This window comes from Coleofasciculus sp. FACHB-1120 (assembly GCF_014698845.1).
In the GTDB taxonomy this organism is placed as follows: Bacteria; Cyanobacteriota; Cyanobacteriia; order Cyanobacteriales; family FACHB-T130; genus FACHB-T130.
Genome location: NZ_JACJTV010000002.1, coordinates 396,942 through 415,794 on the forward strand (window position 1 = coordinate 396,942; position 18,853 = coordinate 415,794).

An 18,853-nucleotide genomic window follows, 5' to 3' on the forward strand; every position below is an offset into this window, starting at 1 on the left:
TCAAACCATTCTGAGGGTAGACGGCTGCGATCGCACCCACCGAGTAAAGTAATAAAAGTAGTTCAATTGACTAAGATTGGCATTTAACAGCAAGATAAGTCATGACTTCTTGGCGCGATCGCTTCAATCAAATCAGTGGCAAAAGCCGCTTTGTAGTCTGCCGTTTGTTTGTCCATCTAGCAGGTGCAGAGGTTGCGCCTCTGTTGGGAGTTCTCAATCGTGCTGCTAGAGAAGCCGTCGAAGCTGACGGGGATCTGCAAATTTTGGGAGAAGGACTGGTTGAAATTTGCCAGAACCTCTTACAGAACGATACCTACTGGCAATCCGCAGCCAATGAAGGCGACGTTTTCTGGGATGAAGGTGAAGCGGGAGACTACGTGAATGAATTGTTCACAGACTCTGCTGAGCGCTACTTGAGCGAACCAGACTTCAGCCAAACTCCTCCTGGAAATGAACCCTTATCACTGCCGGTCACGCGCAACTTGATTGTGATGATTACCGTGGCTTACGAGGGGGAAGTTCCCTCACTCGAAGGCGATCTCGCGAATCTTAGTGCGCTCAAAGAAGGTCTAAAAGCCTTAATTAATCTGCACTATCAGGAAAGGCTGCGAGCAATCCAAGTTCACTTTTCTCCAGCGCAGTTGGGTGATGAACTGACAAACGATCAATTGTTGCTGAATTTTCCAGAACTAATTCCCCTTTAATGGCTAATAGATTCCTCATCAAAACTATTCATCAATTTATGTTACGTAGATTGACCATCCTTTTCATGTCCCTGACGTTGTGTTGCACCACGGTAGCTTGTGGTAGCCCCTCAACCACAAGCCAAGTCCCATCTCAGAATCGGGACTTCAAGACAACGACCGCTCAAAGTCGTTTGCCTGACGGACAATATCCAGTCCAGCAGGCAACCTACAATGATGCCGATGGGGAATACACCCTCATGTTGCTCAATACCCCTCCGGGCACACCTGCGGTTTATCGCAGCACAGATTTGCAAATGGCCCGTCTGACAGACGAAGAAATTAAGTCTGGTCAGAAGGGTTATCTGAAAGCAGCGAACGGTCAGGCATCTCTACACATTCCAGAAGACTTCAAAATTGAATACGTTCACAACGTAACTGAAACTCGACCCGACCCTCAAACAGGTCAACCTCAAACGGTGGTCGTGCGTCAGCAGTCAAGCTTCTGGGCACCTTTTGCAGGAGCGTTGGCAGGTCAAGCGGTAGGCAGTTTGTTGTTTACGCCGCGTTACTATATGCCGCCGGTGTATCAACCGGGCGGAATTATGAGAGGTTACGGTGGATACGGCAATACTTATAGCCAAGCGGTTCAGCAATACCAAACCCGCTACCAAGCGCCGCCACCTGCTGTTAGCAATCGTCAAACCTTGCGGACAACCGGGCGCTTAAGATCGCCTTCCTCCAGTCAACCAACCAGCATTCGTCGAGTCCCGCAAAGTGGAAACCGTTCTACTGGGTCGGGTTATGGTTCTAGCACGCTGCGTCGGTCTAACAGATCGACTCCCAGCCGCGCTAATAGAAGCCCCAGCTTTGGCAGCGGAGGACGATCGAGTCCCAGCCGCAGTCGGGGAGCGTTTGGTTCTGGTTCTAGACGACGCCGCTAATTATCGGGAGCATGGGCAGTGCCTTTCTCCTAATGCTCTAAGTGCAGATTGCTGCACTTAGAGCGTCAATGGAACCCCACCCCTAACCCCTCCCCGCAAGCAGGGAGGGGTAATCAGATTGAAGTTTTGGTATTAAGAGTCGAGTAAAACAAAAAACGCCCAACAAAAACTTGAGGGCGTCGATCATCAGGGTGCATCTACTAAATTCAATATACCCTGATGAGGGGTCTGACCCCCCACCCCTCAAAAGATTGTTATAAAACTTCATAATAGGTTTTTAAAAAGCCAAAGATTCTTGCAGTCGGGCGTTATACCCCTTCATTTTATTAACGCCAGCTCCTGCACCGGGCGGTTGAAACAGCACCCCAACAGCAAGTACACAACCGTAATCACATAAACCAAACCTGCCAGGAGCTGGTTACAAAATCTTTGATTTTCAGTTAGTCCGCGTTTTTCGGGCTGGGAATTTTTCGGACTGGGAATGCGATTGCCCCAAAATTCCATTCTGAGTGCTTGGTGCAAGGTGTGAGTTAAACCCTACATCTGTGATTCCTGCTTGCCCTTTTGGGCGTCTACCAGCTTCCGAGAATCGAACAGCATCCGTAGCCCCAAAAACAAAAAACGCCCAACAAAAACTTGAGGGCGTTGATCATCAGGGTGCATCTACTAAATTCAATATACCCTGATGAGGGGTCTGACCCCCCACCCCTAAGAGAGATTGTTACAAAACTTTACATTTTTAAAGAAGTGGGTAGCTGGAAGTACCTACTAGAGGAGTTGAAGGAGGTGCTTGCAAGTCAATCCAGACAAACCGATACCCGTGAAACCTAGCTACAGCCTAGAATAAAGAGATGCCTGATGGGGCAAGAAATACACAGCGATCGCTTCTGTTAGCTTTGTATTCACTGGGCTTTGGATTCACTCTATCTATCCAAATCACCGCTCTCTCAAGCAGTGCGTGCAGATTGAGCTTCGATTGACTGAAAAAAGCGCCCTTCCGATCCCTGGCATTTAGAGCCGTCCTCAATGATTCGTGAACCCAAGATGCCCGACTTTAGAGAAGTCGGGCATCTGAAGGGCTGGCATCTCACAACTAAAATAGGATTTTTCTACCGTAGCTGTTATTCAAGGGAAATTCTCCCAAAACAGTCTCAGCAGTTTCGGTCGTAACAATGCTATATTTGATAGCCGTTATCATTCTGATGGAAACTGATGGAAATTTGTTCCTACAAATAGGCGACTACCTAGGGCGTAAATTCTAAATCCGATCTATACTAATCCCTCAGGTGATCCCCTATTATTTTTGCAGATAAAAGTTTACCCATTAGGGTGATGTGGAAAGGAGGTGAGGAGGGAAACATGGTAATAGCTTGATGTAGTGACCCTAAACTGGGCAACTTGACAACAAGTAGCCTACATATTCGATTTCAAGAGGTTTTGGATATGTCCTTGCTTTTTTTAATCCCTTTAGCAATCTCAGTCGTATCGGCCTTCGTCATCTTTGAGAATTCTCACGATGAAGTTGCCTTGATTGCTGCATCAGCAGCATCTGTCAGCTTGATTCTATGTTTGCTCTTTTTGCCTTGGCAAGTTCAGCTTTTAGTGTTGATGTTTGTCTTAACGATTACTAGACGGGTTTCTGTGCCAAATCAGAGCAAATTTAGGTAAAAAGACGATAAATTTATGCCGCGCTTTCCGATACAGCGAAGTCCAATCCAGTCTCAGTCTAGGTTGTTAGGGCTGGATTTGGTAACGCTGACACTTAACCTCTAGGTGAAAACATCTGATGAACTGCTGGCGTTTGGAACAGCAGCTATCGTTTACAAGTTCTTCAGATACAATCATCAACTCTTAAGAATTTATGGGCTTAGGTAGGGATATCGCTGTTTGCCTTGCCAACCCAAGTATGAAAAGATGCGATCGCTGGAATCTCTACACCCAGCGCTAGAAACTGCCCTTTCTGAAACACCATCTTTACTCATGCGACCTTAACTCATGCAACCTTGTGCTTTTCGCCTCGCTGATTCATCTATGAACTGAGGGGAATGTTTGCAGCCCGTTTTGATTTTGACTGAAGAATATTTAGAATCGCCCAGTCGGGTGAATGCACCCAAAGAATTAGTTGCAACGATAGGAATACAAGCCTCTGTTCTTTCCCAGCAATTTTAGAAACAGAAGCGATCGCCTCTAGTTGAACTGATTTCAAGTTGAACTGATTTCACGAGGTGTTCAAGATGAACGCAATTCCAACTTCTGTGCAGACCGAGACCCAGGACATTCTCGATGCAAGCGTTTATAGATTGAGCTAAAGGAGGAAATGATGAATCCGACAGCAACCATTATTGAGACAGATAAGCGAAAAACTCAGATTCTCAACCCCATTGAACGACCTGAAATTACGCATAGTCTTTCTGAAAATGTCGTTTTGACAACCGTAGACGATTTTTACAACTGGGCACGCCTCTCCAGCCTGTGGCCTATGATGTTTGGGACTGCCTGCTGCTTCATTGAACTGATGGGGATGTTTGCAGCCCGTTTTGATTTTGACAGATTTGGCTTGAAACCTTGGGCAAGTCCTCGTCAAGCTGACTTGATGATTACCGCAGGCACCATCACCATGAAAATGGCTCCAACATTGGTGCGCCTCTACGAACAAATGCCAGAACCCAAGTACGTCATTGCAATGGGTGCTTGCACGATTACCGGCGGAATGTTTAGCGCAGACTCACCAACGGCGGTACGGGGAGTCGATAAGTTGATTCCCGTAGATGTTTATCTGCCGGGTTGTCCTCCCAGACCAGAAGCCGTGATTGATGCGATTATTAAACTGCGTAAGAAAATTGCTAATGATTCGATGCAAGAGCGAGACATCATTGCTCAGACTCATCGATACTACAGCATTCGTCACCAGATGAAGGCAGTTTCGCCAGCCGTGACGGGTGAATATTTAGAATCGCCCAGTCGGGTGAATGCACCCATAGAATTAGTTGCAACGATGGGAATGCAAGCCTCTGTTCTTTCCCAACCGATTTTAGAAACAGAAGCGATCGCCTCTAGTTGAAATTATTTCACGAGGTGTTCAAGATGAACGCAATTCCAACTTCTGTGCCGAGCGAGACACCCGCCACGACCCATGACATTCTCGATGTACAGCAAACACACTGCTGCATTGTCGGTGGAGGGCCTGCGGGGGCTGTCCTAGCACTTCTCCTAGCCCGTCAAGGCATCCCAGTGATGTTGCTGGAGGTACACAAGGATTTCGACCGCGATTTTCGGGGAGACACGCTTCATCCATCGGTGATGGAAATCATGGATGAACTTGGTTTGGCGGATCGCTTGTTGCAGATGCGTCACACAAAGGTTCCCAGTCTTACCTTGATGACAACCGAGGGGCCGATTCGATTTGTTGACCTCAGTCACTTGAAGACGAAGTACCCCTACATCACCATGCTTCCCCAGGTAGATTTCCTGCAATTCATTACTGAAGAAGCGAAACGCTATCCAAATTTTCAGTTGGTGATGGGAGCGAACGTACAGGAGTTGATTGAAGACAATGGGGTCATCCAGGGTGTACGCTACCGGGGACACGGCGGCTGGCATGAAGTCCGATGTCAAGTGACCATTGGCGCAGACGGACGCTTCTCTCGCATCCGCCAATTAGCCGGGATGGAACTGATCAAGACTTCGCCACCAATGGATGTGCTTTGGTTCCGCTTACCTCGCAAAGCAGACGATCCCGAAGAAACAATGGGGCGCGTTGCTGGCGGTCGCCTTTTAGTTTTGCTGAACCGCTTTGATTATTGGCAGGTTGGCTATGTAATTCCCAAGGGTAGCTATCAACAGTTGCGGGAAGCGGGTTTAGAAACTTTGCGTCAGTCTGTAGCTGAGACATCACCCTTGTTTGCAGACCGGATGCAAAAATTACATGATTGGAGCCAAGTGGCGCTGCTTACCGTCGAGTCTAGCCGCGTCAAGCGTTGGTATCGCCCTGGTTTGCTGCTGATTGGCGATGCGGCTCACGTCATGTCGCCAGTTGGAGGAGTTGGTATTAACTACGCGATTCAGGATGCAGTGGTCGCTGCAAATGTGCTGAGTGAGCCGCTGAAAAAAGGACAGTTGCAAGAAAGCGACTTGGCGAAAGTACAGCGCCAGCGGGAGTTGCCGACGCGGATTATCCAAGCCTTTCAGTCTTTGGTTCAGCAACGGGTTATTGCGAGGGCGATTGACTCGACCCAGACATTTAAGCCGCCATTCTTGTTTCGTTTACCGATTTTGCGCGATATCCCGGCGCGTGTAATTGCTTTTGGCGTCTGGCCTGTTCGTATCAAGAAAAGCTTAGAAGCAACTTAGCTCCAATTCCACCAACTTAAAGACTTGTAGCAAAGTACACAGAGAGAAGAGAATTTCACGTTTTCGACGCTTTTTTCAAAGGCATTAAGGGAATTTTTGCGGACAAGCCGTGAAACGACATTAGCGTGTAAAGGGTGTTAACTGGAAAGCTTGGGTTTTGCCGTTATAAGTACCAATGCCGACAATGACTCCGCGATCGCTAATGTCGGTGGCACTGGTTAAATCCCAACCCGAATTAGCTGGAATCACCTGATTTAGGTCAATCATGCGATCGCTACTGTAAAGAAAGGCGCGGGGGATGCGGCTGGCATTCTCTGCTTCACCGACCACTTGCCCCTGATTGTTGATACTGTGAGCAATGCTGCTTTGTCCCCCCAAAGTTCCGAGGTCGAGCATCTTGCCATTGTTGTAGAGGAAGGCTTGAGGGCGATAATTCGCGGTGTCTGCCACACCAACCACCTGACCTTGGTTGTTAATACTATTAGCAGTGCTGCTTTGTCCCCCTAAAGTTCCAAGGTTCACCATCTTGCCGCCGCTGTAGAGGAAAGCTTTGGGAATGCGATCGCTATTCTCTGCGGAACCAACTACTTGTCCGTTTTCATTGATGTCATTCGCGTAGCTGTTCAACCCCCCAAAGGTACCGAGGTCAATTTTCTTGCCCTCGCTGTACAGGAAGGCGTGCGCCTTCTCATCGCGAGTATCGGCAAATCCAACTATCTGACCTTTCCCATTGATACTTCTGGCATCGCTACTTTTACCGCCAAGGGTGCCGAGGTCGATTGCCTTGCCATTTTTGTAAAAGAAGGCGCGATAACTGTCATCAGTAAAGGTCATCACACCGACAATTTCCCCGTTCTCATTGATACTTGTAGCGGCGTTGTAGCGGCTATCCAGACTATGGATTTCGGTCATGTTGCCATCACCATAGATGAAGGCTTTTTGGGTACTATCGTTCGGGTTAAAAAAGCCAACCACTTGACCGTTGTTATTAATTTTTTTGGCAACGCTGGCACGGCTATTGAGGGTATCAAGATTGGCGATACTGTAGCGTTGACTTACAGGAATTTGTGTTTGGGATTGTTGTGCCTTGCCTGAGGAGTCGAGGGTAACGCGGGCAGCCAGAATCAATCCACCAAGTGCTGTGATAATACCTAAAATAGCGATCGCTTTATTCGTGAAACTCATTATTCCGCGATACCTGAAAAATCCAAGGGAAAGGCAAATATCGGTTGTGCCTGTTCTCCTCGACTAGCGATCGCTCGCGATAGTTGCTAATTCGATCGGAATCCCCCAATCGGATTAGTCATTTCTACTGGTATCCCGCTGCTTGCAACGTGAACAACCGCGCGTAGCGTCCTCCAGCTTTCAATAACTCCTCGTGACTTCCTTGTTCTATCACCTTTCCGGCTTCCAAAACTACAATCTTGTCAGCCATTCGCACCGTCGAGAAGCGGTGAGAAATTAAGAGAACCATTTGATTTTTTGTAACCGTCCGGAAGCGATCAAAAATCATCACTTCCGCCTCTGCGTCCATCGCCGCCGTTGGTTCATCCAATACCAAGATATCTGCTTTCGTTCGCATAAAAGCGCGAGAAAGGGCGATTTTTTGCCACTGACCGCCAGAAAGTTCCGTTCCTCCCTTAAACCATCGTCCTAACTGAGTCTGAAACCCGTCTGGCATCGTTTCGATAAAAGGTTTCGCCATGCCTTTTTCTGAGGCAATTTCCCAGTGTTTTTCGTCTTCTAAGTGGTTGACATCCCCAACGCCCACATTCTCTCCTACCTTGAACTGGTAGCGGACGAAGTTCTGGAAAATCACGCCAATCCGTCGATGCAGCACTTCAATGTCCCATTCCGGCAAATCCAATCCATCGAGTAAGATACGCCCAGAATCGGGGGCATACAATCGAGTTAACAGTTTAATCAGCGTGGTTTTTCCAGAACCGTTCTCTCCGACAATTGCCAGTTTTTCTCCTGGTTTCAAGTGTAACGAGACGCCATTTAAAGCGGGTTGAGGGCTTCCTGGGTAGGTGAAGTAGACATTCTCGAAACGCACCCCATCATTCGGAAGTACACCCTCGGTTGCCATCCCCCAAGTTTTGGGGATGTCTTGTTCTAAAAACTCGTAGAGGTTGGAGAGATACAGGTTGTCTTCATACATTCCCCCAATCGAAGTCAGGGCGGCGGAGAAAGTAGACTGTCCTTGCCGAAACACCATCAAGTACATCGTCATGTCGCCAAGAGAAATCCGACCCGCGATCGCTTCTAGGACAATCCAAGCGTAGGCAAGATAGAAGGCGGCGGTACTCAAACTCCCCAGCAAGTAACCCCAGAATCCTCGCCGTAAGGTTAAATCCCGGTCTTCACCGTACAGTCGAGAGAAGATGTCTTGGTAGCGTTGCAGCAACATCGGCCCCAACTGATACAGTTTCACCTCTTTGGCGTAATCTTCCCGGGCAATCAGTGTTTCCAGGTAGTGTTGTTGGCGGGTTTCCGGCGATCGCCACCGGAACAAGCGAAAAGCTTCCCCAGAAAAGCGCGTTTCGGCGATAAAGGCAGGCAAGGCGGCGATGACTAGGACAGCTACTGCCCAAATGGAGAATTGCAGCAGCAAACCGCCGTAGGTGACAAGGGACAGACCACTCTGAATTAAGCTGAAAGTCCGGCTGACTAGCGATAAGGGACGGCTGGATGCTTCCATCCGCGCCCGATTCATCTTGTCGTAAAACTCGGAATCCTCAAAATGCGTGAGGTTGAGTGTGAGTGCCTTTTCCAAAATTAAGACATTCACCCTTTGACCCAGCAACACTCGCAGCAAGGACTGACAAACGGATAGACCTCTTTGACTACCTGCCAGCAACAGGACAGCGATCGCTTCTAATCCTACATAACCTAACGCTGTCCAGCGATCGCTTTGCAAGCCGGTTTGAGAAGCCAAAACTACCCCATCGACGATTAACTTGCTGACATAAGCAACAGCCCCTGGTAGCAAACCGGCGAATAAGGTGAAAGCGGCAAGAACGATCGTGAGAATGCGGCTGGTAGTCCAGACTAAACTAATCGCGCGATCGCTATATCGGAAAACTGCTAAAGATTGGCGTAAACGTTGCCCAATCAGCTTGAAGAGATTAAATTTCTGACGACTCATAATCTATTTATAACGTCGTCTAGGCATCAGAACGAGCAACTGTAATCGTCCCTAGAGGCGGTAAAACAACTTCTAGATCGAAGTAGCGATCGCGCAATACTCCCGCTAGCGATCGCAATCCCCATTCTTCACTCCGACGATGACCAACAGCAATAACGCGAATTCCGGTTTCTTCCACAGCCGCCGCCGCTGGCTGTCGCAACTGTCCGGTAATGTATACACCGGCACTCCGCATAGCCGCCTCGCGGATTAGCGCATCGGTCATTGCCCCAACAACAGCCACTCGCTGGATGTCGCCACTACCCGCAAGTGTTTCATCGTATCCGCCGAAGATTTCCCGAACGCGATCGCAGTAACTTACAAAAGTCTGTGTAGCAATTTCTCCAATCGTACCAATCGGTCGCCTTTCCTTTTCACCCAAAACCTCCAATGCAGACATCCCCAGCACATCGGCAAGTCGAGGATTAAAACCCAGCGTCATCCGTTCGTCAAAAGCTAGATGATATGCCACTATGCCGACATCGGGTGCGAGTTGCCCCGCTTTCAGCTTCCAGGGACGATGGAAAAATAAAGCATCTAAGTGTTTAGATTTCGCCCATTTTTCTAACCCCGTCCAAGGTTCCAGCGCTAATCCTATCCGACGAATCGGGCGTGTTGATGGGTGATAAATACCACCTTGGTCATCACCAAAGCGATGAACGGCAAAGAATCGATCTAAAAATTCTGCAATATCATTGAGCGCGATCGCGTCTCCAGTCCATGCATCTGTACTCATAGGCAAAATCTGATTTATAGAGGCTGTAATCGATGCTTGCACCATAAGTCGGCATATCTCTCCTAAACCCTTCTCCGCATCGGAGAGGGGCTTTAGAGATGGCTCTTGCTCCCTTTCTCTCTCAGGAAGGGGCTAGAGGTTAGTCACTTATGACTCAGTAGAACTGGAAACTGGATGAATCGAAGAAACTTGCTGCAATTTTTGCGCTTCCAGCACTTCTAACCTAGCCAGTGATGTAGCGGCATCTGCTAACTGTAAAGCCAGATTCACCCGGCATACAGGATCTTTTGCTTGCCAAAGATCCCGCGACAGACAATGTACTCGATAGCGGAACATTTTAACAGAGTATGACGGGATGGCTTTAACAGTCATGGTTACAATCTCTTTTCTACAGAAGCTTGAATGCCTAAAAGTACCCGTGCTGGTTCTAAATAAACAAATGTCAGTATGATTACTTGCTCGTCTGTACTGATTGTTACATTATGAAGAACTTCTTGCGGGAAAACCCGTTCATGCTTTACCACTACAGTGTATTGCCCGATTGGCAGGTCATCAAAGCCTGCGTCTGCATGAATCAGGTCAATTGTCTCCTGGGCGATCGCTTGCCCATTTTGCCCAAGTAAAGTGATAAAGGCAATGCCATCAATTGAAGTCAGAGCATGATTCTCCTGATTGCGAATCATGACATAAATATCGGACATCTACTCAGCCTTATGTTCCCAGTGTCATGAGTGTATCCGATAACAAACGCGATCGCTTTTTAGTCTGATCAGGAGTCATTGGTTAAAAGTAGCACCACCAGTGCGATTACTGTTGTGTTCAACAATAAAGCCAGCGACAGGGTACGATTGCTGTAGCAAACCCCGATGGAGAGGCGCTATGTTCATCAGCCTGATTGCAGACTACGGAACCGGCGATCCAGCTTTTGCAGAGGTCACGCAACGTCTTTTGATGGCTCTACCTTCCTCCCAGATCCACTGCCTCTCGGTTCCTCCCTTCAGCACCTTGGCGACTGGCTTCTGGATTGCCCAACTCGGACTCAATCCCGGCCCGGAAGAGCGTCTCATTTATCACAACTGCGCTCCTCGCCAAGATGACCCGGAAGCGCGGCAAAACAATGAAGGCGAGGGATTAACTTATGCGCTGTTGCCTAATGGCGTCAAAGTGGTAGGTGTTTTTGCTGGTTACACTCTCTCTTTTATCAAAGACCATGCTCAAGTTTTGCAAACAGTCAAGGTTTCTAGAGGCGGGTCGCAGTTTCGTTCGCGGGATGTGTTTCCTAATGCAGCAGCCGCGATCGCTCAGGGAGACACTACCTATTTAGGGGAAGTTTTGAACCCCAGTCAAATCCCCGATGCACCAAGCGATCGCGTTGCTTGGATCGATGGCTACGGTAACATCAAAACGACAATCCCTGCCGATACAGTCAACCTAAAACCGGAAGAAAAAGTAGTCATTCGGGTCGGGGATGTTGTGAGCGATGCCATCTACTCTGACGGCAGTTTCCGCGTGCCTCAAGGAACTTTGGCGTTTTCACCGGGAAGCTCCGGCTGGAATACTGCTAAGGATGGAAAGCCTATCCGTTGGATGGAGTTATTTTTGCGAGGCGGCAATGCTTGGGAACGCTTCGGCAAACCCCGCGTGAATCAGGTAGTGACTCGTCTCTAAAAAGGGATTAAAAATTACCCTTTCTGAAGTTTTAATTTGGCTTAATTTGGCCTCTTTAATTTATAACGGCTCTTTCGGAGCATTGCCGATTAGCGCTTGCACCAAATTCCAAAAAGCGGAAATAAATGCCCCTCCTAGGACAACAAACATCAACATAGCAAGCGCCGCAAAGGGAGAGGTAATGAATAAAACGATGAACGCGAGCAATAGAATCGTCAGTAATGCCTTATTCATCGGTGTTTTTTCCTTCCGATTCAGGTGTACTCTCAAAGCATAACGAGAGGGTTTATTGTCGCGTCCCCTTCTGTGTGCTGAATTAAATATCATCACACTGGGAGATGTTCTCATAGAGAGTAACTCTTAAAGAAGGGAGAAAGCTGCTAAGAGCAAGAGCCGCTTTGCTTCTGACGACTGAGAAGAACGCGATCGCTTTTAACAAATCTTGCCTATCCCAAATCGCCTCTGGTGAATTATCATCAACCAGAGATAGAAGTAGCACCAAAACTGATTTGCACCTATGGCTTACACCCCTAAAATCTTGGCATTTGCAGGTAGCACCCGCACTGATTCGTACAATAAAAAGCTGGTACAAGTTGCTGCGAACGGAGCGCGGACAGCGGGAGCTGAGGTGACATACGTGGATTTGCGCGACCTGCCGATGCCGCTATACGATGAGGATCTCGAAAAGAGCGAGGGAATGCCTGAAAATGCGCGCAAGTTTAAACAGCTGATGATCGAACATCAGGGACTTCTCATCGCTTCTCCGGAGTACAACAGCTCCATTACAGCTGTTTTGAAAAATGTCATTGATTGGGCGTCACGTCCAACAGCCCCGGATGAACCCCCGCTCGTGGCTTTTGCAGACAAAGTAGCGGCGATTATGAGTACCTCACCGGGAGGATTGGGCGGTTTACGCTGTTTAGTCCACCTGCGCTCGATCCTGGGGAATATCAGAGTCATCGTTCTTCCCGATCAGATCGCGGTGCCTAAAGCTTTTGAAATATTTAATCCCGACGGTACGATGAAAGACCCCAAACAGCAAGAGTCCATCGAGAAGTTAGGAGAAAAAGTCGCTACTGTCGTGGCGAAGTTGCACGGGTGAAATATGGCGCAAGGAGCGATCGCTGATTCGCTCAGCTCAAACTTGATCAAAGTAACTACTTATGAGGCTCTAACCTTTTAAAAGCTCTTAGAACCACCAAGCACAGCAAAGCGCCAATTAAACTCATTTGCCATAACCCACACCCAGCCGCAATTCCCAAAGCAGCAGAAACCCAAGTAGCCGCAGCCGAGGTGAGTCCGCGAACTTTAACACCTGTTGTTGATTCGTGCTGAGACTCGCGTAAAATTTCTCCAGCGCCTAAAAAACCAACCCCGGCTGTAACGCCCTGAATGACTCTGCCAAGAGCCTCAGCGCTCTCTTGCGCCGTACCTATCTGGAGGGGCACGAGAACGAAGAATGCTGAACCCAAACTTACGAGCATATGGGTTCTCAAACCCGCTGGCTTGTTCTTGAGTTGGCGCTCTAAGCCGATAGCTGCCCCAACTAATAGGGCTAGGCATAGCCTTAAGAGAATGCCTAAACCATCATTGGGAGAAAGCACGTAGGTTTGTGACAATGTTGTGCTACTAAAAACGAATGTTTCAACCAGTCTAGTTTACAGGCTGGTTCATCCAGATGAATCAAAGGGGAATGGTTGCGATCTAACCATTCCCCTTTGATTTGCTAACGGAGAGGGGGGGATTCGAACTCCCGGAACCTTTCGGTTCATCCGATTTCAAGTCGGACGCAATCGACCACTCTGCCACCTCTCCAGATGTGTTTTTTTATCATATCAAGGTTGTGGAATTTGTTACTACTAACTTAGAACTGGTTGGATCGCTGGCTTGGTGAGATCGCACCAGAACCTGCTCGGATGCAATGGTGAAGTCTTGACCAACCCAAACTAGGGAGACTTGGGAGACGACACCGCCTTGCAGCGAGACAAGAGAGAAATTATGCAGGCGGTTTGTTTCCGTTTGGATAATCCGAGGTACGCTGGCTGAATTTAAGTAAACGGTTCCCTCTGAGCTGACATAAACTGGGGTTCGCAACTGGATTTTGGTGTGGCGCATAGTATGGTGCATATGACCAAAAGTGACGAGGGGAATGGTTTTCCCTGCGTCGCGAGTTTGGGCGATCGCATCTGCAAAATCCGGATCGCCATAGTCGCCACCGATGGGATGCCAGTCTTTGCCACACGGATCTTCTGGGCGATCGCCTAACCCAACAGGGCCATTGTGACCCATAAAAATAACCGTTTCAGAACCAGCACTCTGAGCCGCTGAGACAATTCGGGCGGTTGACTCCTCAAAATTCTTCACTCCGTACCGTTCTTCATAGAACTGGGCATTTTTCCAGACTTCTCCACCCCAGCTAAAAGGACGGCTTCCAACTACTGTTAAATCCAGTGCTGGAAAATCAAGCGAACCGTAGCCGACATGAGTTTCTCCCAGCAAATCCAGCTGTTGTTGCACTCGGTCTTCTTTGTCGCGGTCGTAGGGACACCGACTTCTGCCCCAATCTGAAGCGCTGTACCAAGCGTCGTGGTTGCCCATTATTGCCGCTTTGGGAAGATCGAGAGACGCGATCGCTTGTACCACCTCCACCGACTCATTGCCAAAATCCCCGACAAACAGCACTAGGTCAACACCCAGATGCTTCAGGGCCATTTCATCATCACTGTCCCACTGGTCGTGAATATCGCCAACAACCGCAATTTTGGTGGGTTTTTCTGGGTTCCTCGGATTGCTCATGCTATCTTCCTCGTCAGTCTTTCTCCAGCATAAAAAAGCATCGCCAGTTTTCGCAGTATCCTCTGGACTAACTCTTTTTTTGTCAATGCGCGATCTCGTTATTTGATTGTGCTAGCAATACTTGTTTGGTTGGTTGGCGTTTAGAGTGTTGTTCACTTGCGATACAATTCACCGCCGGTTAGCACAAGCCGATGAGCGCTCCGACAGATGGATCTCGCTCCCATTGAGAACCGCTATATTAAAGCAAATTTGCTCTAAAGTGACTTCCCTACAAGTTTTGGTAAAAACAACTATAATTACTGATTACACGCCTAGCAACTTGATTCTCCCAAAAAAATATTACTGTGTTTACTACTACACTCCCTCAACGTAATTTTACTCAGACAGCAGCATTCCCTCACGATTTATTTGAGGCAATTAACGCCCTCAAAAAAGAGTTAAATGCTGTTATTCTTGCCCATTACTATCAAGATTCTGATATTCAAGATGTAGCAGATTATATCGGAGATTCTCTAGAGCTTTCCCGGAAAGCCGCCAGCACAAATGCCGATGTCATCGTCTTTGCAGGGGTTCACTTTATGGCGGAAACTGCCAAAATTCTCAACCCTGATAAGTTGGTACTCTTACCCGATCTCAACGCCGGTTGCTCGTTGGCAGATAGTTGTCCTGCGGATGCTTTTGCTAAATTTAAGGCAGCTCACCCCGGTCATATAGTCGTTTCTTATATCAATTGCTCTGCCGAAATTAAGGCGATGAGCGACATTATTTGCACCAGTTCCAACGCAGTTAAACTGGTTCTCCAGATTCCAGAAGACCAGCCGATTATATTTGCCCCCGACCGAAATCTGGGACGATATGTAATGGAACAATCAGGGCGAGATTTGGTGCTGTGGCAAGGTAGCTGTATGGTGCATGAAACATTCTCTGAAAAGAAGATTGTTCAGCTAAAAATTGAACATCGAGAAGCTGAAGTCATTGCCCATCCAGAGTGCGAAACGTCAGTGTTGCGCCATGCCGATTACATCGGTTCTACTTCAGCGCTGTTGAAATATTCTCAAGCAAGTTCCACTCAGGTATTTATTGTGGCGACTGAGCCGGGAATTATTCATCAAATGCAGAAGCAGGCACCAAACAAGCACTTTATTCCTGCACCGCCAATGAACGACTGTGCTTGCAATGAGTGTCCTCATATGCGGTTAAATACTCTGGAGAAGCTGTATTTAGCGATGAAAAATCGGGCACCAGAAATTACTTTGCCAGAAGAAACGCGAGTGGCAGCGCTGCGTCCAATTCAGCGGATGTTGGAGATGAGTGCCTAGTCCTGTTAATTAGGAGCTAATTATTTATAGGATGGGTAGAGCGATCGCGTTGCCCATCCTATCCCTGTGAATGTTGAGTTAGGAGGGAAACCTAATCAGGACTTACGCAACCAGCACAGAGAGCGCACTGAGATAGGAGCAGTTGAACATAAGGCAGAACGAAGGTTTTGGTGCAGTTAGCCTTCTGGAATGCTCCACGTCACAACACAATGAGACACTCAAGAGCCAGAAAAAGTGAGCCTCAAAGGAGAACATTAAATTGATATGCTTTGAGGAGAAATCTGAGCAGACAGGGGTTTGTCTGCGTTAGGAAGTGGTATGGAAGCAAAAGAAATTCTCGATCGGTTGGCTCTCTGGCGGGATGCTCAAAAGCGTTCGACATGGAAACCCATTGTAGAAGAGGGAGATGGGGGTGCCGATACTTCTAAGTTTTCTGGGATACCAAGCCTTGCTGAAAATGAACCCTACCCTCGCTGTGGGACTTGTCAGGCATTGATGCCGCTATTTTTGCAACTCAATCTCAATCAACTGCCAGAAGAACTATTAGGTCGATTTGGTAGCGGACTGCTGCAAATGTTTTACTGTACCGACTGTGACAGCTATCTGCCGCTAGAAAATACCAAGTTGGTTCGCCTTGTGCAGCCTTTGGCTGGCTCTCAATCTTTGCAAGGTGAAAACTATCCTTCGTTTCCGGCTAAGACGATTGTAGGATGGACGCAACTGGATGACTACCCTAGCCCTGAAGAGCATAACGAACTGGGACTAATTTTCGATTACGACTTTTCAGCTAATACAGTACGAATTGAGTGTCCGTTAGTGGGGTTAGTCACTGAAGATTTAGCAATGGATTCTGCTCCTGAAGCTGAAGAGGTAGCGACTGCCCTGCCAGGTGATAAACTGGCTGGCTATCCAGGCTGGATTCAAGGTATAGAGTATCCAGAGTGTCCTCAATGTAACCGCAGAATGGAGCTTGTTTTCCAGATTGATTCTGAAGACAATTTACCCTATATGTTTGGTGATGTGGGTTGTGGACACATTACCCAATGCCCAGAACACAAAGAGATATTAACCTTTGGGCGGGCTTGTTCGTGATTGCTGAATAGTCAGCCAATGAAGTTGTAGGTTGGGTTTTGATTTTTAGCTTTAAGTGAACCGTAGCTCACTTTTTTTGGCTCTTGAGTGTCTCATTGTGTTGTGACGCGGAGCGTTCCAGAAGGCTGACTGCACCAAAACCCTCATTCTGCCTTATCCCTCTTCTGTCACTCTCCGAAAACATTTGCCATTTCTGAACTCTAGAGCCTTTGTATACGAAGCGATCGCTAGGTTTTTTCTAACAACAAATACAGCTACCAACTTTTTCTAATAGGATAGCTTGTATTGATTGACTGATAAGGCTTCTGGAGATTGCCTTCCCGGAGAGTGACAGAAGAGGGTTATGTTCAACTGCTCTTATCTTAGTGCGATCTCTCAGTGCGATCTCTGTGCCAGTTGCCTAAGTCCTGCTAATATTAAGAACCTCACCCCCAGCCCGTCCCCGCAAGCAGGGAGGGGAGCCAGAGTTGCAGGCGATCGCTGTTTGCTAAGCTGCTCTAGCTGATAATCATTGAACGATGAATGATGAACGATTTAGTGGCGATGAATAGAGAGAGCTTGATTGTTTTTACTCGCTATCCAGAGCCAGGAAAGGCAAAGACTCGGCTAATTCCGGTTTTGGGAGAGGATGGCGCTTCAAACCTCCATCGCCAGATGACCGAATATACTCTTTCGCAGGTGAGGGAACTGCAAAGCGATCGCGCAACGAGAGTGGAAGTTTATTTTACTGGGGGCGACCAGCATCTGATGCAAGGCTGGTTGGGAACTGATATTATCTATCAGCCGCAGGGTGAAGGCGATTTGGGACAGCGGATGAAGTCGGCGTTTCAAACAGCTTTTGCGGCTGGGATGGAGGGCGTTGCGATCGTCGGCACTGACTGTCCTGGTTTGGATGCGAAGATAATGGCGCAAGCGTTTGAACAGCTAAACGGTCATGACTTGGTTTTGGGACCAGCGACGGACGGCGGCTATTATTTAATTGGGTTGCGGCGGATAATTCCAGAATTGTTTGCGGGTATCAATTGGGGAACCTCGGAGGTGCGAGAAAAGACGGTAGCGATCGCTATCTCCCTTGGTTTGGCAGTTGCTTATCTTCCCCCCCTGTTTGATGTTGACCGTCCAGAGGATCTTGCAAAAGTTACGAGTTTTGAGTTTTGAGTGATAGAAACGGCAAGAATTTCCATCATTATTCCCGTTTTGAATGAAGCTGCTGACACGATTCGGTCAACATTAGCGAGTGTTCAGAATGTTGAAAATGTGGAAGTCATTGTAGTGGATGGGGGAAGTCAGAATGAAACCGTCGCCCTTATGCAACTTTGGGGCGTTAAAGTTCTGTCTTCGGCTGCTGGACGTGCCTGCCAAATGAACGCGGGTGCAACGGCTGCGACTGGAGATATCTTGTTATTCCTCCATGCAGATACCTCTTTACCGCCTGGGTTTGAGAAATTAGTTCCGTTGACACTAGCCCAGTCTGGAACCGTTGCGGGTGCCTTTGAACTCAAAATTAATTCTCGAATGCGATCGCTACGTCTAGTTGAAAAGATGGTGAATTGGCGATCGCGCTTTTTTTCCCTACCCTACGGCGACCAAGCTATCTTCTTAAAAACTTCTGTATTTCAGGACGTTGGAGGTTTTCCCGATCTCCCAATCATGGAAGATTTTGAATTGATTTGTCGCTTGAAACGCTTGGGACGAGTTGCCATTGTTCCCACTCCGGTAATGACTTCAGCCCGTCGCTGGCAGAAACTTGGGGTACTGAAAACTACGCTGATTAATCAGATAGTAATTCTTGGCTATTTTTTGGGAGTTCCCCCATCTCAACTTGTTAAGCTTTATCGTCCTAATAAGTGAGTAGATAATTTATCCAAAATTTTATTAATACACATAAAATTTTTAATTCTGATAATAGGCATTTATCGAAATTTCAACTATAGCTGTCGCCAGTTCAGTTAGGACGTAGAGTGGTGATAAAAGTGACTGGAAACTCTGTGATGGCAAAAGCTTACAGTTATGACTTACGCCGGAAGGTCATCCAAGCAATCGAGTTAGATGGACTCAACAAGAGTGAAGTGAGCGAG

The 18,853-nt window shown here is 47.8% G+C and carries 21 protein-coding genes, 1 tRNA gene and 1 pseudogene; 11 read left to right on the forward strand and 12 right to left on the reverse strand.

Annotated elements, in window-relative coordinates; all coding sequences use genetic code 11:
- Window positions 1-101 precede the first annotated feature (101 nt).
- Both H6H02_RS03825 and H6H02_RS03830 read left to right on the forward strand, forming a co-directional pair.
- Window positions 102-704 (forward strand): DUF1517 domain-containing protein, encoded by a 603-nt coding sequence (locus H6H02_RS03825; RefSeq protein WP_190814784.1) that lies wholly within the window; start codon window positions 102-104, stop codon window positions 702-704.
- A gap of 38 nt (window positions 705-742) precedes the next feature.
- Complete coding sequence (locus H6H02_RS03830; protein ID WP_190814786.1) at window positions 743-1,627, forward strand: hypothetical protein; 885 nt, start codon at window positions 743-745, stop codon at window positions 1,625-1,627.
- 537 nt (window positions 1,628-2,164) lie between these two features.
- On the opposite strand, the gene H6H02_RS27520 is transcribed toward H6H02_RS03830, so the two are convergent.
- Both H6H02_RS27520 and H6H02_RS03840 read right to left on the reverse strand, forming a co-directional pair.
- A complete protein-coding gene (locus tag H6H02_RS27520; protein ID WP_277922511.1) occupies window positions 2,165-2,290 on the reverse strand; it encodes a hypothetical protein in 126 nt (41 codons plus the stop codon).
- Window positions 2,291-3,656: 1,366 nt separating this feature from the next.
- Window positions 3,657-3,833: a hypothetical protein gene (locus H6H02_RS03840; protein WP_190814790.1), complete on the reverse strand. Its 177-nt coding sequence runs from the start codon at window positions 3,831-3,833 to the stop codon at window positions 3,657-3,659.
- Between the two features lie 111 nt (window positions 3,834-3,944).
- Between H6H02_RS03840 and nuoB the strand changes: the two genes are divergently transcribed.
- On the forward strand, window positions 3,945-4,688 hold the full coding sequence (gene nuoB / locus H6H02_RS03845) for an NADH-quinone oxidoreductase subunit NuoB (protein WP_347342561.1): 744 nt from the start codon (window positions 3,945-3,947) through the stop codon (window positions 4,686-4,688).
- 23 nt (window positions 4,689-4,711) lie between these two features.
- Window positions 4,712-5,977: an FAD-dependent oxidoreductase gene (locus H6H02_RS03850; protein WP_190814792.1), complete on the forward strand. Its 1,266-nt coding sequence runs from the start codon at window positions 4,712-4,714 to the stop codon at window positions 5,975-5,977.
- A gap of 120 nt (window positions 5,978-6,097) precedes the next feature.
- Here the strand turns inward: H6H02_RS03850 and H6H02_RS03855 are convergent, their stop codons facing one another.
- The 5 genes from H6H02_RS03855 to H6H02_RS03875 form a co-directional block, all read right to left on the reverse strand.
- Window positions 6,098-7,162: a DUF3466 family protein gene (locus H6H02_RS03855; protein WP_190814794.1), complete on the reverse strand. Its 1,065-nt coding sequence runs from the start codon at window positions 7,160-7,162 to the stop codon at window positions 6,098-6,100.
- Window positions 7,163-7,286: 124 nt separating this feature from the next.
- The gene (locus H6H02_RS03860) at window positions 7,287-9,125 is read right to left on the reverse strand and encodes an ABC transporter ATP-binding protein (protein WP_190814796.1); all 1,839 of its coding nucleotides are present in this window, start codon (window positions 9,123-9,125) and stop codon (window positions 7,287-7,289) included.
- Window positions 9,126-9,144: 19 nt separating this feature from the next.
- Entirely contained in the window at window positions 9,145-9,900 is a 756-nt protein-coding gene (locus tag H6H02_RS03865; protein ID WP_190814798.1) for a Nif3-like dinuclear metal center hexameric protein, read from the reverse strand.
- Window positions 9,901-10,047: 147 nt separating this feature from the next.
- Entirely contained in the window at window positions 10,048-10,272 is a 225-nt protein-coding gene (locus H6H02_RS03870) for a hypothetical protein (protein ID WP_190814800.1), read from the reverse strand.
- A gap of 2 nt (window positions 10,273-10,274) precedes the next feature.
- Window positions 10,275-10,601: a hypothetical protein gene (locus tag H6H02_RS03875; RefSeq protein WP_190814802.1), complete on the reverse strand. Its 327-nt coding sequence runs from the start codon at window positions 10,599-10,601 to the stop codon at window positions 10,275-10,277.
- A gap of 178 nt (window positions 10,602-10,779) precedes the next feature.
- Here H6H02_RS03875 and H6H02_RS03880 point away from each other — a divergent pair, with 178 nt between their 5' ends.
- Window positions 10,780-11,568: an SAM-dependent chlorinase/fluorinase gene (locus H6H02_RS03880; protein WP_190814804.1), complete on the forward strand. Its 789-nt coding sequence runs from the start codon at window positions 10,780-10,782 to the stop codon at window positions 11,566-11,568.
- Between the two features lie 60 nt (window positions 11,569-11,628).
- Here the strand turns inward: H6H02_RS03880 and H6H02_RS03885 are convergent, their stop codons facing one another.
- Together H6H02_RS03885 and H6H02_RS03890 are read right to left on the reverse strand one after the other, a co-directional pair.
- Complete coding sequence (locus H6H02_RS03885) at window positions 11,629-11,802, reverse strand: hypothetical protein (protein ID WP_190427526.1); 174 nt, start codon at window positions 11,800-11,802, stop codon at window positions 11,629-11,631.
- Between the two features lie 82 nt (window positions 11,803-11,884).
- Window positions 11,885-12,070: a hypothetical protein gene (locus H6H02_RS03890; protein ID WP_190814806.1), complete on the reverse strand. Its 186-nt coding sequence runs from the start codon at window positions 12,068-12,070 to the stop codon at window positions 11,885-11,887.
- A gap of 15 nt (window positions 12,071-12,085) precedes the next feature.
- On the opposite strand from H6H02_RS03890, the gene H6H02_RS03895 reads away from it, so the two are divergent.
- A complete protein-coding gene (locus H6H02_RS03895; RefSeq protein WP_190814808.1) occupies window positions 12,086-12,670 on the forward strand; it encodes an NAD(P)H-dependent oxidoreductase in 585 nt (194 codons plus the stop codon).
- 55 nt (window positions 12,671-12,725) lie between these two features.
- On the opposite strand, the gene H6H02_RS03900 is transcribed toward H6H02_RS03895, so the two are convergent.
- The 3 genes from H6H02_RS03900 to H6H02_RS03910 form a co-directional block, all read right to left on the reverse strand.
- Complete coding sequence (locus H6H02_RS03900; RefSeq protein ID WP_190814810.1) at window positions 12,726-13,187, reverse strand: MgtC/SapB family protein; 462 nt, start codon at window positions 13,185-13,187, stop codon at window positions 12,726-12,728.
- 111 nt (window positions 13,188-13,298) lie between these two features.
- A tRNA-Ser gene (locus tag H6H02_RS03905) sits at window positions 13,299-13,383 on the reverse strand.
- Window positions 13,384-13,398: 15 nt separating this feature from the next.
- Window positions 13,399-14,364: a TIGR04168 family protein gene (locus tag H6H02_RS03910; protein WP_190814812.1), complete on the reverse strand. Its 966-nt coding sequence runs from the start codon at window positions 14,362-14,364 to the stop codon at window positions 13,399-13,401.
- A 344-nt stretch (window positions 14,365-14,708) separates the two neighbouring features.
- Here H6H02_RS03910 and nadA point away from each other — a divergent pair, with 344 nt between their 5' ends.
- From nadA to H6H02_RS03935, 5 genes and pseudogenes are all read left to right on the forward strand, one after another.
- Window positions 14,709-15,683 carry a quinolinate synthase NadA gene (nadA, locus tag H6H02_RS03915; RefSeq protein ID WP_190814814.1) on the forward strand — a complete coding sequence of 325 codons (975 nt, stop codon included), beginning with the start codon at window positions 14,709-14,711 and terminating at the stop codon, window positions 15,681-15,683.
- A 318-nt stretch (window positions 15,684-16,001) separates the two neighbouring features.
- The gene (locus H6H02_RS03920; protein ID WP_190814816.1) at window positions 16,002-16,775 is read left to right on the forward strand and encodes a DUF1963 domain-containing protein; all 774 of its coding nucleotides are present in this window, start codon (window positions 16,002-16,004) and stop codon (window positions 16,773-16,775) included.
- A 522-nt stretch (window positions 16,776-17,297) separates the two neighbouring features.
- The gene (locus tag H6H02_RS03925) at window positions 17,298-17,933 is read left to right on the forward strand and encodes a TIGR04282 family arsenosugar biosynthesis glycosyltransferase (protein ID WP_242040546.1); all 636 of its coding nucleotides are present in this window, start codon (window positions 17,298-17,300) and stop codon (window positions 17,931-17,933) included.
- Between the two features lie 3 nt (window positions 17,934-17,936).
- A complete protein-coding gene (locus tag H6H02_RS03930; protein WP_190814886.1) occupies window positions 17,937-18,626 on the forward strand; it encodes a TIGR04283 family arsenosugar biosynthesis glycosyltransferase in 690 nt (229 codons plus the stop codon).
- A gap of 140 nt (window positions 18,627-18,766) precedes the next feature.
- Window positions 18,767-18,853 (forward strand): annotated as a pseudogene (locus tag H6H02_RS03935) (IS630 family transposase); the annotation flags it as partial.